Source organism: Pseudomonas frederiksbergensis (genome assembly GCF_900105495.1).
GTDB classification, from domain to species: Bacteria; Pseudomonadota; Gammaproteobacteria; order Pseudomonadales; family Pseudomonadaceae; genus Aquipseudomonas; species Aquipseudomonas frederiksbergensis.
Window position 1 is genome coordinate 2,608,440 of record NZ_FNTF01000002.1, and the last position, 14,045, is coordinate 2,622,484.

General features: G+C 59.1%; 10 protein-coding genes. 8 read left to right on the forward strand and 2 right to left on the reverse strand.

The genetic code is table 11. The features are described 5' to 3' along the window. The first annotated feature begins 146 nt into the window (after window positions 1–146). Window positions 147–377, forward strand: a complete 231-nt coding sequence (locus BLW70_RS12325; RefSeq protein ID WP_074874320.1) for a DUF4160 domain-containing protein — start codon at window positions 147–149, stop codon at window positions 375–377. Next, a complete protein-coding gene (locus BLW70_RS12330; RefSeq protein ID WP_074874321.1) occupies window positions 365–868 on the forward strand; it encodes a DUF2442 domain-containing protein in 504 nt (167 codons plus the stop codon). The genes BLW70_RS12325 and BLW70_RS12330 overlap by 13 nt, the downstream gene beginning before the upstream one ends. Here the strand turns inward: BLW70_RS12330 and BLW70_RS12335 are convergent. Beyond that, entirely contained in the window at window positions 865–1,971 is a 1,107-nt protein-coding gene (locus BLW70_RS12335; protein ID WP_442964054.1) for a DUF748 domain-containing protein, read from the reverse strand. The two genes, BLW70_RS12330 and BLW70_RS12335, sit on opposite strands and share 4 nt — an antisense overlap. Window positions 1,972–2,067: 96 nt before the next feature. Here BLW70_RS12335 and cysK point away from each other — a divergent pair, with 96 nt between their 5' ends. The 3 genes from cysK to BLW70_RS12350 all read left to right on the forward strand — a co-directional run bounded on the left by cysK (window position 2,068) and on the right by BLW70_RS12350 (window position 5,520). After that, entirely contained in the window at window positions 2,068–3,042 is a 975-nt protein-coding gene (gene cysK, locus BLW70_RS12340; RefSeq protein WP_074874323.1) for a cysteine synthase A, read from the forward strand. 212 nt (window positions 3,043–3,254) lie between these two features. Continuing rightward, a complete protein-coding gene (locus BLW70_RS12345; RefSeq protein WP_074874324.1) occupies window positions 3,255–4,193 on the forward strand; it encodes an aspartyl/asparaginyl beta-hydroxylase domain-containing protein in 939 nt (312 codons plus the stop codon). Between the two features lie 463 nt (window positions 4,194–4,656). Next, complete coding sequence (locus BLW70_RS12350; protein ID WP_074874325.1) at window positions 4,657–5,520, forward strand: DMT family transporter; 864 nt, start codon at window positions 4,657–4,659, stop codon at window positions 5,518–5,520. A 187-nt stretch (window positions 5,521–5,707) separates the two neighbouring features. Here the strand turns inward: BLW70_RS12350 and BLW70_RS12355 are convergent, their stop codons facing one another. Further along, window positions 5,708–6,616: a DMT family transporter gene (locus BLW70_RS12355; protein ID WP_074874326.1), complete on the reverse strand. Its 909-nt coding sequence runs from the start codon at window positions 6,614–6,616 to the stop codon at window positions 5,708–5,710. Window positions 6,617–6,745: 129 nt separating this feature from the next. Here BLW70_RS12355 and aceK point away from each other — a divergent pair, with 129 nt between their 5' ends. From aceK to BLW70_RS12375, 3 genes are all read left to right on the forward strand, one after another. Then, window positions 6,746–8,464, forward strand: coding sequence for a bifunctional isocitrate dehydrogenase kinase/phosphatase (gene aceK / locus BLW70_RS12360; RefSeq protein WP_074874327.1), 1,719 nt, complete (start codon window positions 6,746–6,748; stop codon window positions 8,462–8,464). Window positions 8,465–8,659: 195 nt separating this feature from the next. Then, a complete protein-coding gene (hrpA, locus tag BLW70_RS12370; RefSeq protein ID WP_074874329.1) occupies window positions 8,660–12,571 on the forward strand; it encodes an ATP-dependent RNA helicase HrpA in 3,912 nt (1,303 codons plus the stop codon). A 344-nt stretch (window positions 12,572–12,915) separates the two neighbouring features. After that, the gene (locus BLW70_RS12375) at window positions 12,916–14,037 is read left to right on the forward strand and encodes a beta-ketoacyl-ACP synthase III (protein WP_074874330.1); all 1,122 of its coding nucleotides are present in this window, start codon (window positions 12,916–12,918) and stop codon (window positions 14,035–14,037) included. Window positions 14,038–14,045: the final 8 nt, after the last annotated feature.

The window sequence follows — 14,045 nt, forward strand, 5'->3', positions numbered from 1 at the left end:
GGGTCAGGCTCGACTATAACGCGGTGCCCGGTCGACTGTGAACGCAGACGGCTTATTCAGTCTCTGAATGGGGCGTCACATCTTGACTCAGTCTCGGCCCCTAGCCAGTATTGAGCTATCGCCATTTTGGCGATAGCTTGCGGGGCATGTCTACTAAATACCGATTTCGCGATACGTACCGCATTCAGTTGCGCGAGAAGGACCACCCGCCGCCCCATGTTCACCTGACCGGCGGCGGGCTCGACGTGATGCTTAGCCTTGCAACCGTCGAAGTGATGGTGGGCAAGGCGCCGCCGCTGATTATCAAGGAAGCGCTGGCGTGGGTCAGGGCCCATCAGGTGCAATTGCTGGAGGATTGGAAACGATGTTACCCATGAAACGACCACGGCTGTCGTCCGTGCAGGCGTTGCCGGATTACCGCCTTATGCTGACCTTTATCGATGGTCAGCAACTGAAGCTCGATTTGAGTCGGGACCTGCGCGCCTATCCAGGGTTGCAACCCTTGTTGGAAATGAGCGCTTTCAATGGGGCAACCCTGGGCGACGATGGCTGGAGTGTCGACTGGCCGGAACTGGACATCCAGATCGGCGCAGACACCCTGTATCTGGATGCTCTCGCACAAAATGCAGTGGACGAAAACACCCGGATCTTCATCGACTGGCGTGCCCGCACCGGGTTGCCGCTCAATCAGGCGGCCGAAGCGCTGGGGGTCAGTGCCCGCAGCATCACGCGCTACAGCAGTGGTCGAGAAGTTGTCCCGCGATCGCTGGCGCTGGCCTGCCTGGGTTGGGACTTCTTGCAGCAGCAATCGAACCCGGCGCGGGCGGCTGAAGAAACCGGTCGTTACACCGTTATACGTAAGCCTTAACCGGCGTCCGGCTTGGGCCGTTCGTATTGGGCGTTGAACGCCTGGACGAAGCCGTTGCGCAAAATCTGCAAAAAAGCCTCGAATGCGCTGATATCCCGCTGATGCACGCTGCCCCTGAGTTGTACGCGAGTGGCGAACTGGTTTTTCGGCTGGTTCTTCAGCACATTCTCGGTGCCCCCCACGAGTGCTTCCCAGATGGAGCGAAAAATCCCTTTGTCTTTGTTTTCCACGTCCTGTTGCCAATTGAATACATCGACGTCCTTCAGCAGCGGTTTGATGTAACCCGTCAATTGAGCTTTTTTTGCCTCGGCTTCAATGACCACATCTCCGTGACCGGCATTGAAGTCGAACTTGCCATACGCCGAGGCGAAGTCGTTCATGCGTTTGAGTTCGATGTTTTTGACCCGCAGGCGAAATTCGAAATCTTCAAAGTTGCTTAAAGGGTCGAAGGTCGCGGTGGTTTCCAGCGGTGCGTGTCCCAGCAACAGGGCTTTGCCGTCGAAACGGGCGTCGCGTTTGCCTTTGGTGTCGACCACGTTGGTCAGGTTGTAAACGCTGGCATTGACCTGGGTGGCATTCATGTTCACGGGCGGTTTTGAATTGAAGTTTCGAAAGGTCACCCGCCCGTCGTTGATCCGCACTTCGTTCAGGGTTATCGGCAGCAGTTTTTCCAATTGTGCCCGCCAATCGGTGCCTTGACCGGTCTGGGAGTTTTTCTTGTTGGCACCGCCGTCGACGAAGTTCACCTCGGGTTTGTCGAACTGCGCCTCGGCCACCACGGCGTGGTCATACCAGAGCGAGTGCCAGCTGACGGAGAGGTCAATCAATGGCGCGTTGACGAAAGGCACGGGGACCTTGCCATTGACCTTGACGATTTTCAGTCCGTTGATTTTGTAGGCGCCACGCCACAAAGCCAGGTCTACGTCGGTAATCTGGCCGCGATAATCCCCCATGTTCGCCAATCTCTCGTTGAGGTAATCGCGCACCAGATAGGGCAGGGCGACATGCAGCGCAATCAGCAGCACAACGAGGCCGGCGAGGGTCCATAGGGGCCAACTGTATCTGCGTTTCATGATGGCAAATCTCTGGCGTTGTAAAGCCATTGACTACGGCGGTTCCAGGACGTTCGACTGACTGGACGACCAAGGGCAACAGGCATACCTTGGAGAGCTTATTTAACGCTGTATAAGGACCCAGCCATGAGCCGTATCTACGCTGACAACGCCCATTCCATCGGCAATACACCGCTGGTGCAGATCAACCGTATCGCCCCGCGCGGCGTGACCATCCTGGCCAAGATCGAAGGGCGTAACCCTGGTTATTCGGTCAAGTGCCGGATCGGTGCGAGCATGATCTGGGACGCCGAAAGCACCGGCAAACTCAAGCCGGGCATGACCATCGTCGAACCGACCTCAGGCAACACCGGTATCGGCCTGGCGTTCGTTGCTGCGGCTCGCGGTTACAAGCTGATGCTGACCATGCCGGCATCCATGAGTATCGAGCGACGCAAAGTGCTCAAGGCTTTGGGCGCCGAACTGGTACTGACCGAACCGGCCAAGGGCATGAAAGGAGCGATCGAAAAGGCGGCTGAAATTGTCGCCAGCGCTCCGGCGACCTACTTCATGCCGTCGCAGTTTGAAAACCCGGCCAACCCGGCCATCCACGAAAAAACGACGGGACCGGAAATCTGGAACGACACCGACGGTGCAGTCGATGTACTGGTGGCAGGCGTCGGAACAGGTGGGACCATTACCGGGGTTTCGCGGTATATCAAGAATACCCAGGGCAAGCCGATTATTTCGGTGGCGGTGGAACCTGTGGTGTCGCCGGTCATCACCCAGGCAATAGCCGGTGAAGAAATCAAGCCGAGCCCTCACAAGATCCAGGGCATCGGCGCCGGTTTTGTGCCGAAGAATCTTGATCTGTCGATGGTCGATCGGGTTGAGTTGGTCAGCGATGAAGAATCCAAGGCCATGGCCCTGCGCCTGATGCAGGAAGAAGGGATTTTGAGCGGCATTTCCTGCGGCGCCGCCATGGCGGTGGCCGTCCGCCTGGCTGAAACCCCGGAAATGCAGGGCAAGACCATCGTGGTAATCCTGCCGGATTCTGGTGAGCGTTACCTGTCGAGCATGCTGTTCAGTGATCTGTTTACCGAGCAGGAGAATCAGCAGTAGGCGTTGCGATTTCAGATTAAGCGGGGAGGGGGTTGATTCGGGTCAGCCCCCGTTCAGGAACCTTGTGTTAAGAAGTGCGTCATTGCGCATTTCTTGACACTGAATGTCGAGAAACACGGGATTCTTCCCGAGGCCGGTCATGTTGATCATGGCTGGCTGCCACGTCGGGTAAATGGCGTTGCGCGAAGTTGTCTACTATCAAGGAGTTGTTGATGACCGTTTCATTTGCCGCAAAGACGTCGTTTTTGTTGCTGTTCTTCGGCAGCACTCTCTACGTGCACTTGCGCGGCAAGGCGCGTTTGCCGGTCTTGCGTCAGTTCGTCAACCACTCGGCGTTGTTCGCGCCTTATAACGCCTTGATGTACCTGTTCTCCAGCGTGCCATCCAAACCGTATCTTGACCGCAGCAAGTTTCCGGAACTGGATGTGCTCAAGGACAACTGGGAAGTTATCCGCGACGAAGCGATGCATTTGTTCGACGAGGGTTACATCCGCGCCGCCGAAAGAAACAACGACGCCGGGTTCGGTTCGTTCTTCAAGAAAGGCTGGAAGCGCTTTTACCTCAAGTGGTACGACAAACCACTGCCATCAGCCGAAGCCCTGTGCCCGAAAACCGTGGCACTGCTCAGCCGCATTCCCAACGTCAAAGGCGCCATGTTCGCGTTGTTGCCAGGCGGCAGCCACCTCAACCCGCACCGTGATCCGTTCGGCGGTTCCCTGCGTTATCACTTGGGGCTATCGACGCCGAACTCTGATGATTGCCGGATCTTCGTCGACGGTCAGGTCTACGCCTGGCGTGATGGCGAAGACGTGATGTTCGACGAAACCTACGTACATTGGGTCAAGAACGAAACCGACAAGACTCGGGTTATCCTTTTTTGCGACATCGAACGACCGCTGAGCAACCGCCTGATGACTCGTCTCAACCGCAGGGTCAGTGGCTTTTTGGGTCGCGCCACGGCACCGCAGAATCTTGAAGATGAACATGTTGGCGGGATTAATCATGTTTACGCATGGAGCAAGCATTCCAGTGACAAGTTCAGTGGCGCGATAAAACGGTGGAAGCGTCGCAATCCCAAGGCGTACCGAGTGCTGCGGCCAGTGCTCGCAGTGCTGGTGTTGACGTGGTTGGGGTATTGGTTATTTGGGTAATCTCGATTCCTGAATGAAAAAAACGCTCCTTAGGGAGCGTTTTTTATGCAGCCTGTTCGCCAAGGGATTGGTGTAAGACGCTTGCTCATGGGTTCTTCAGCCAAGTCATTGCAATCCATGTCAGTCGCTGGTTATAGTCGGCGCTCGGTGAGTTTCATGACTCACCTCCCGAGCCCTCAAAAAAGATCAGCCCAATGCCTGCTTCCCTCATCAACGCGGTAGTCGATTCAGCGGTCAACGCTGGCGTCGTGCCGTGCGGGAATCAGCAGCCTGCGCAGATCAGTCATTACCCCCCACCTGTCAGTAGCACGCCGGTGTGCGCAGTCGTATCACCGCCAGGCGTTGGCTTCTCGGGCTGATCAGCTTTTTCTGCTGTTCCTGTGCCCTTTTGAAAAGCGCCTGAAAAACTACTGAATTTCAGCTTCGGCTGAGTTGGCTTTTTGCCTGACTACAGGTGGTATCCATGTTTGTCCTTTCGAAACAATCCGCGCTCGCGGCGGCGTCCACGAGCCTGTTCGTTCTGCTGTGGAGCAGCGGGGCGATCTTCTCCAAATGGGGCCTGGCCCATGCGTCACCTTTTGCTTTTCTGTTGATTCGCTTCGCTATCGCAATCTGCGGATTGGTGCTTTTGATGCCGCTGCTCAAGCTGAAACTGCCCAAGGGCGGCAAGCCGATGGTGTATGCGATGGCCACGGGTGTGGTGTTGCTGGGGGCTTATCAGATTTTCTATCTGCTGGCCCTGGACCTGAAAGTCACACCCGGCGTCATGGCGACGATCATGGGCGTGCAGCCGATTCTCACGGTGGTGATCATGGAGCGCCAGCGGTCAGCCAGCAGAATGTTTGGTCTGACGCTGGGGTTGGCCGGGTTGATCATGGTGGTGTATCAGGGCATAGGTCTGGCCGGTATGTCGCTGGCCGGGATGCTCTTCGGTTTGCTGGCGCTGGCGAGCATGACGTTCGGTTCGATCATGCAGAAGCGCATCACCGACAATCCCCTCGGCACACTGCCCGTGCAGTACCTGGCGGGGCTGTTGCTCTGCGGAGTCTTCGTTCCGTTCCAACCTTTTCATTTCGAACACAGCACCGGTTTTATCGTGCCGGTGCTGTGGATGGGATTGGTCGTGTCGGTACTGGCAACCTTGCTGCTGTATCGCTTGATCGCCCGGGGCAACCTGGTGAATGTCACCAGCCTGTTTTACCTGGTGCCGGCGGTAACGGCGGTGATGGACTACCTGATTTTCGGCAACCGGCTGGCGGCGTTGAGCATGCTGGGCATGTTGCTGATCATCGTTGGATTGGTGTTCGTATTCCGTAAAAGCGCTTGAAACAAAACAAGGCGCTGCAGAACGCCAATCCGCTGGGCATTCGGCGGCTGGTGGATGGCGAGGTGAGTCAGTCAGCTTTGTAGCGTCTGAACAATCGCCTTCGCGAGCAAGCCCGCTCCCACAGGTTCAGCGCAATCCCTGTGGGAGCGGGCTTGCCCGCGAAGGCGTCATCAGCCGCACCACAACTCTACTTGGCAGCCACCCCAACAGCCTTCACCACCGCCGTCTTCAACACCAACCACAACGCCGCCGCAATCAACACCCCGCCATAGATGTGTGCCATCGACAACGGCTCATCCAGCAACAACGCCCCCCACAGCACCCCGAACGGCGGAATCAGAAAGGTCGTGGTCATCGACTTCACCGGCCCGACCGAGCTGAGCAGGCGGAAGTAAATAATGTACGCAAGCGCCGTACACACCAGCCCCAAACCCAGCAGCGACAACCAGACATTCCAGCCTCCCCAGCTCTCCGGTGGCTGGCTGATCACGCTGTAACCGAACAGCGGCAACAGAAACAACGTCGCACCCAGCATGCTGCCCACCGCCGACAGACGACTGTCGAGGCCGCCGGCGTGATCGAGCCAGCGCCGCGCAAGGAAACCGGCGAAACCGTAGCAGGTCGTGGCGAGCAGGCAGGCGAGGGCGCCCATTAGCAGTTCCATGTCGAACGCCACCGGCCCGGCTCGGGTCAGGATACCTACGCCAAGCAGCCCGAGGAACACGCCGCCAAGCTTGGCGGCGGTGAGCCTTTCGTGGAAGAACAGACCGCCGATCAGCACGCCCATCAGTGGCGTGGTCGCGTTGAATATCGCCGAATAACCGGCCGGCAGCACTTGCGCGGCTACTGAATAGAGGGTCGCCGGTATCCCGGAGTTGATCACTCCGAGCAGCATCACGGTTTTGAGTTTTCCTTTGAAATCCCAGCTGATACGCATCAGCCCGAGGATCACCAACAGGCCGACCGCGGCAATCGATACGCGGAAAAAAGCAGTGGGGATTGTGCCAATCACCGGGGCGATGATGCGCATGAACAGAAAGCTCGCGCCCCAAATGGCGGCAAGCGATAACAAACGCAGGGTATCGACGGGGTTCACAGCGCGTTCCTTCCTTGATTGGCGCGCAAGTGTCGCGCCAGTCCCGACGCAAGGCAATGGTTGCGTTGCGTAACGAAGGGCCACTAAGCTCAGGCCCCACGATAAGAATCAGCCGCCGAGGTTTTACCTATGCCGCAGCAATGGCCAGCCGCCGACATCGCCCGAATGGTCCTCGATGGCTTTGACGATTACCGCGAGCATTTCCGCCAGATCACTGACGGCGCCCGAGCCCGCTTTGAACAGGCCAAGTGGCAGGAGGCGCAGGTCGCATCGGCGGCGCGGATCAATCTGTACGAAGAAAAAGTCGGCGAAACGGTGGCACGACTGCGCATCGCGTTTGACGCTGAAACGCTGGACGTCAGCTGCTGGCCGTTGGTCAAAAGCGCTTACATCAAACTGATCGACCTGCGCTTCGACGATGAACTGTCCGAAACCTGGTACAACTCGATCTTTTGCGGACTGTTCAGCCACGACCTGATCAGCGACGGCTGCATGTTCATCCACACCACCCGGCCAAGCCTGCGTCGGGCCCGCGCCGCACAAACCCGCACCTACAAACCCCAGGGCCAGTTGTCCGGCATGCTCGCGAGCATTTTTGCCGACTACCGCTTCAGCGAGGATTACGCCGACCTGGCCGGCGACGTGCGCCGCCTCGAGGCACAACTGCGTGAAAACCTGCCTGATTGGGTCTGCAAGGACCCGGAATTGAGCGTCGAACTGTTTTCCTCAGTGCTTTACCGCAACAAAGGGGCGTACCTGGTCGGGCGCATCTACACCCAGGACGAACAATGGCCGTTGGTGATTCCGCTGCTGCACCGTGAGGGTCGCGGGATTCAGATCGATGCGCTGATCACCGACGAAGCGGACGTGTCGATCATCTTCTCGTTCACCCGTTCGTATTTCATGGTCGACGTGCCGGTGCCAGCGGAGTTCATCGGTTTCCTCAAACGCATCCTGCCGGGCAAGCACATCGCCGAGCTGTACACCTCGATCGGCTTCTATAAACACGGAAAATCCGAGTTCTACCGGGCGCTGATCAATCACCTGGCCAACACCGACGACCAGTTCATCATGGCCCCGGGCGTGCGTGGCATGGTGATGAGCGTGTTTACCCTGCCGGGCTTCAACACCGTATTCAAAATCATCAAGGACCGCTTCTCGCCGTCGAAAAACGTCGACCGCGCCACAGTGATCGAGAAGTACCGCTTGGTGAAAAGTGTCGATCGGGTCGGGCGCATGGCCGACACCCAGGAATTCTCCGATTTCCGTTTTCCGTTGAGCAAGTTCGAGCCGGCCTGCCTGCAAGAATTGCTCGAAGTGGCCGCGTCCACTGTGTCGGTAGAGGACGACACCGTGCTGATCCGCCACTGTTGGACCGAACGTCGGATGACGCCGTTGAACCTGTATCTGGAGAACGCCAACGACGCTCAGGTCCGCGAGGCACTGGAAGATTACGGCCTGGCGATCAAGCAACTGGCAGCGGCGAACATCTTTCCCGGCGACATGCTGCTGAAGAACTTCGGCGTCACGCGGCACGGACGGGTGGTGTTTTATGACTATGACGAGATTTGCTTCCTGACCGAGGCCAACTTCCGGCATATCCCGCAACCGCGTACGCCGGAAGACGAGATGGCTTCAGAACCGTGGTATTCGATCGGGCCGCTGGATGTATTTCCTGAAGAGTTTCCGCCGTTTTTGTTTGCCGACTCCGGGCAGCGCAAGTTGTTCGATCAGTTGCATGGTGAGCTTTACAACGCCGATTACTGGAAAAGCCTTCAGGAAGCCATTCGCGCCGGGAAGGTGATTGATGTGTTCCCGTATCGGCGCAAAGGCCTCGATAACGAGTAACCCCTCACCGCCACACCTGACACCGATCGTTCCCACGCTCCGCGTGGGAATGCCTCCCCGGACGCTCCGCGTCCGCTCTTGGGACGCAGAGCGTCCCTTGCTGCATTCCCATGCGGAGCGTGGGAACGATCACAGCAGAGCGCAAATCTGCGACAATCCGCCCCCTGCGCCACTAGACGACTTATTGCGTACCTGATGACTGACGAATCGCCTTCCATCGACAAACTGCTGAAAAACCTCGATCACGCCATGCTCGCCGACCGCCACCGGCTGCGGCGGCAGTTGCTTGAGCTGCGCAAAAAACCTGATGAAGCCAAGCTGGCCCAATGGGTGACGCGCATGCAGGCGTCCTGTGATCAGGTGCTGGCGCGGCGGGCCAGCCTGCCGGTAATTCGTTACGACGACAGTTTGCCGATCGCCGCCAAGCGCGACGAAATCAAGGCAGCGCTGCTCAAGCATCAGGTGTTGATCATTGCCGGTGAAACCGGTTCGGGTAAAACCACCCAGTTGCCGAAGATCTGCCTGGAAATCGGGCGCGGTCAGCATGGCCTGATCGGCCACACTCAGCCCCGTCGAATCGCCGCCCGCAGCGTGGCGAGCCGGGTCGCCGAAGAACTGGCGACGCCGTTGGGTGCGCTGGTCGGCTATCAGGTGCGGTTCGAGGACCAGAGCGATTCCAACACCCTGATCAAACTGATGACCGACGGCATCCTGCTGGCGGAAACCCAGAACGACCGCTACCTCGAACGCTACGACACGATCATCGTCGACGAAGCCCACGAACGCAGCCTGAACATCGACTTCCTGCTCGGTTACCTGAAAACCCTGCTGCCGCGTCGTCCGGACCTGAAGGTCATCATCACTTCGGCGACCATCGACCTGGAGCGCTTCTCCAAGCACTTCGATGACGCGCCGATTGTCGAAGTCTCCGGCCGCACCTTCCCCGTGGAAACCTGGTATCGCCCGCTGACCCTGGAGCAGGACGAAGAGGGCAACCGCGTCGAGGACGACTTGACCGTGGATCAGGCGATCCTCGCCACCCTCGACGAAATCGCCGCGTTCGAACGCAGCGAGCGCAAGAGCCCTGGCGACGTGCTGGTGTTCCTGCCCGGCGAGCGTGAGATTCGCGACGCGGCGGACATGCTGCGCAAGGCCCAGCTCAAGCACACCGAGATTCTGCCGCTCTACGCACGGCTGTCGCCGGCCGAACAGCAGCGGATTTTCCAGTCGCACCCAGGTCGGCGCGTGGTCCTGGCGACCAACGTCGCGGAAACCTCGCTGACCGTGCCGGGCATTCGTTACGTGATTGACAGCGGTACCGCGCGCATCAGCCGTTACAGCTACCGCGCCAAGGTCCAGCGCCTGCCCATCGAAGCGATTTCCCAGGCCAGCGCCAACCAGCGTAAAGGTCGCTGCGGGCGGGTCGAGCCGGGTATCTGCATTCGTCTGTACGGCGAAGAAGATTTCATTGGCCGGCCGGAATTTACCGATCCGGAGATCCTGCGCACCAACCTCGCCGCGGTGATTTTGCAGATGTTGCATCTGCGCCTCGGCGAAATCACCGATTTCCCGTTTATCGAGCCGCCGGATGGCAAAGCCATCAGCGACGGTTTCAACCTGCTGCAAGAACTCTCGGCGGTCGACCGCAATAGCCAGCTGACGCCGCTTGGCCGCCAATTGGCGCGCTTGCCAGTGGACCCGCGGATGGGCCGCATGTTGCTGGAAGCGGCGAAACTCGGCAGCTTGCAGGAAGTGCTGATCGTCGCCAGCGCCATGTCGATTCAAGACCCGCGCGAGCGTCCTCCGGAACGTCAGCAAGCGGCGGATCAGGCGCATGCGCAATGGAAAGACGTGGACTCGGACTTCGCCGGGCTGGTCAATCTGTGGCGTGGTTTCGAAGAACAGCGTCAGGCCCTGACCGCCAGTCCGCTGCGCAATTGGTGCCGCAAGAATTTCCTGAATTACCTGCGCCTGCGCGAATGGCGCGACTCCCATCGGCAGTTGAGCCTGATCTGCCGCGACATGCAGTTGAGCCTCAACAAAGAACCGGCGGATTACCCGAAACTGCACAAAGCCGTGCTCTCGGGGCTGCTCAGCCAGATCGGCCAGAAAACCGATGAGGGCGATTACCTCGGTGCGCGTCAGCGGCGCTTCTGGATTCACCCGTCATCGGGCCTCGGTAAAAAGCGTCCGCAATGGCTGATGGCTGCCGAACTGGTGGAAACCACCAAGCTCTACGCGCGGATGGTCGCCAAGATCGATTCCGATTGGATCGAGCCCTTGGCCGGGCATCTGATCAAGAAAAACCACTTCGAACCCCATTGGGAGAAGAAGCGCGGTCAAGTCGTGGCCTTCGAGCAGATCACGTTGTTCGGGCTGATCGTGGTCGGTCGCCGGCCGGTGCATTACGGGCCGATCGACCCTGTCACGTCCCGTGAGCTGTTCATTCGTGAAGGCCTGGTACGCGGCGAGATTCAGTCCAAGGCCAAGTGCCTGACCGCCAATGCGCAGTTGCTGGAACAGCTCGACGAACTGGAAGCCAAGGCGCGCCGTCGCGACATTCTGGCCGACGAAGAAACCCTGTTCGCCTTCTACGATGCGCGACTGCCGGCGGAGATCCACCAGACGGCGACCTTCGATAGCTGGTATCGGGTCAACAGCCAGAAAGACCCGCAGTTGCTGATCATGCGCGAAGAAGACGTGCTGGCCCGCGAGGCGAGTGAAGTCACCGCTTTGCATTACCCGGACACCTTGCATATCGGTGATCTGGAGTTGGCGCTCAGTTACCACTTCGAACCCAACCACCCGCGTGACGGCGTGACCCTGCGCGTGCCGGCGCCGTTGTTGCCGATGCTGCCGCCGGAGCGCCTGGAATGGCTGGTGCCGGGCGTGATCGAGGCCAAGTGCATCGCGCTGGTGCGCAACCTGCCTAAAGCCCTGCGCAAGAATTTCGTGCCGGTGCCGGACTTCGTCAAAGCCGCATTGCAACGCATGACTTTCGCTGAGGGCTCGTTGCCTCAAGCGCTGGGCCGCGAACTGCTGCGCATGACCGGTGCGCGGGTCAGCGATGAAGCCTGGGCCGAAGCATCGCAGCAGGTCGACAGTCATTTGCGGATGAACCTGGAAATCGTCGACGGGCAGGGCAAGTTCCTCGGTGAAGGGCGTGATCTGGCGGAACTGACCGCACGCTTTACCGAAGCCAGTCAGGCCGCACTGGCCGTGCCGCAAACCGCGAAAAACCAGCAACCGGTGGAGCCGAAAGTGTTTGCCGCCGTCGCCGAGAAAACCCAGCAGAAGATCGCGGGGCTATCGATGACGGTGTATCCGGCGTTGGTGGAGGAGAGCGGCACGGTCAAGGAAGGACGTTTCTCGACGCCAGCCGAAGCCGAGTTTCAACATCGCCGCGCCTTGCAGCGTTTGCTGATGCAGCAACTGGCCGAACCGGCGAAGTTCCTGCGCAGCAAATTGCCGGGGTTGACCGAACTGGGCCTGATGTACCGCGACATGGGCCGCATCGACAGTCTGGTCGAAGATATCCTGCTGGCCAGCCTCGACAGCTGCATTCTCGACGGCGAAGACCCGCTGCCACGGGATGGCGCCGGGTTGGCGTCATTGGCCGAACGCAAACGCGGTGGCTGGACCGAGCACGCCGAACGGCTGGCGAAGCTGACGCTGGAAATTCTCAAGCTCTGGCACGGCCTGCAAAAACGCTTCAAGGGCAAGATCGACCTGGCGCAAGCCGTGGCGTTGAACGACATCAAGCAGCAGCTCAGTCATCTGGTGTATCCGGGCTTCGTCCGGGAAACCCCGATGCAGTGGCTCAAGGAATTGCCGCGTTATCTGAAAGCGGTCGAGCAGCGCTTCGAGAAAATCGGCGCTCAGGTGCAGAGGGATCGGGTCTGGAGTGGCGAGTTGTCTGGCCTGTGGACGCAATATCAAACCCGCGCCAACAAACATGCCCAGGAAGGCAAACGCGATCCGCAATTGGAGCTCTATCGCTGGTGGCTGGAGGAATACCGGGTTTCCCTGTTCGCCCAACAACTGGGCACCAAGGTGCCGATCTCCGACAAGCGCCTGAACAAGCAATGGACCCAGGTCGAACCCTGAACCCGAGACTTGTGCAATACCTGTGGGAGCGAGCCTGCTCGCGATGGGGCCATCACATTCAACATCTATGTCGACTGTGATGCCGCCATCGCGAGCAGGCTCGCTCCCACAGGTTTTTGTATTGCCTGGTAGGTGGGAGTCATCCAGCAAAAAGGCGCCAAAACCCATTGTTTATGGCAAACTTCGCGCCTATAAACGCCGGCCCCGCAGTTTTGAGCCTTCACAGGTCTGGGCGGATCGGAATAAAGCGATGCCAGGTTTGCGCCCCCTGACGGGAGCAGATCCTTTGTGTGTTGGTACGTCGGTGCCAACACTTTCTGCCTGAACAGATTAGAGAAACGACCATGCATAACGTCGTCATCAGCGGCACCGGCCTGTACACCCCGGCCAACAGCATCTCCAACGAAGAGCTGGTGCAGTCTTTCAACGCTTACGTCGCGCTATTCAACGCCGACAACGCCGACGCCATCGCGCGCGGCGAAATCGAAGCGTTGACCGAGTCCAGCGCGGCGTTTATCGAAAAGGCGTCTGGCATCAAAAGCCGCTTTGTCATGGACAAGGACGGTATCCTCGACCCGCAACGCATGGCGCCACGCCTGCCGGAACGCTCGAATGACGAGTGGTCGGTGCTTTGCCAAATGGCCATCGGCGCCGCCGAGCAAGCCTTGCAGCGTGCTGGCAAGACCGCGGCGGACATCGACGGCGTGATCGTTGCCTGCTCCAACCTGCAACGGGCCTATCCGGCCATCGCCATCGAAGTCCAGGAGGCCTTGGGCATCCAGGGTTTCGGTTTTGACATGAACGTCGCCTGCTCCTCGGCGACCTTCGGCATTCAGGCTGCGACCAACAGCGTGCAACTGGGCCAGGCCCGGGCGATCCTGATGGTCAACCCGGAAGTCTGCACCGGTCACCTGAACTTCCGCGACCGCGACAGCCACTTCATCTTCGGCGACGCCGCGACTGCGGTGATCATCGAACGTGCTGACCTGGCGACGTCCAAGTACCAGTTCGACATCGTCAGCACCAAGCTGCTGACCAAGTTCTCCAACAACATCCGCAACAACTTCGGCTTCCTCAACCGCGCGGCGGAAGAGGGCATCGGTACCAAGGACAAACTGTTCGTGCAGGAAGGCCGCAAGGTGTTCCGCGATGTCTGCCCGATGGTCGCCGAGCTGATCGCTACGCACCTGGAAGAGAACGCGCTCAACATCAGCGACGTGAAACGCTTCTGGCTGCACCAGGCCAACCTCAGCATGAATCACCTGATCGTCAAGAAGCTGCTGGGCCGCGAAGCCACCGAAGAAGAAGCCCCGGTGATCCTCGACACCTACGCCAACACCAGCTCCGCCGGTTCCGTGATTGCATTTCACAAAAACCAGGACGATCTGGCTGCCGGTTCGCTGGCCGTGCTCAGCTCGTTCGGCGCCGGTTACTCGATTGGTAGCGTGATTCTGCGCAAGCGCTGAGTTTGGTT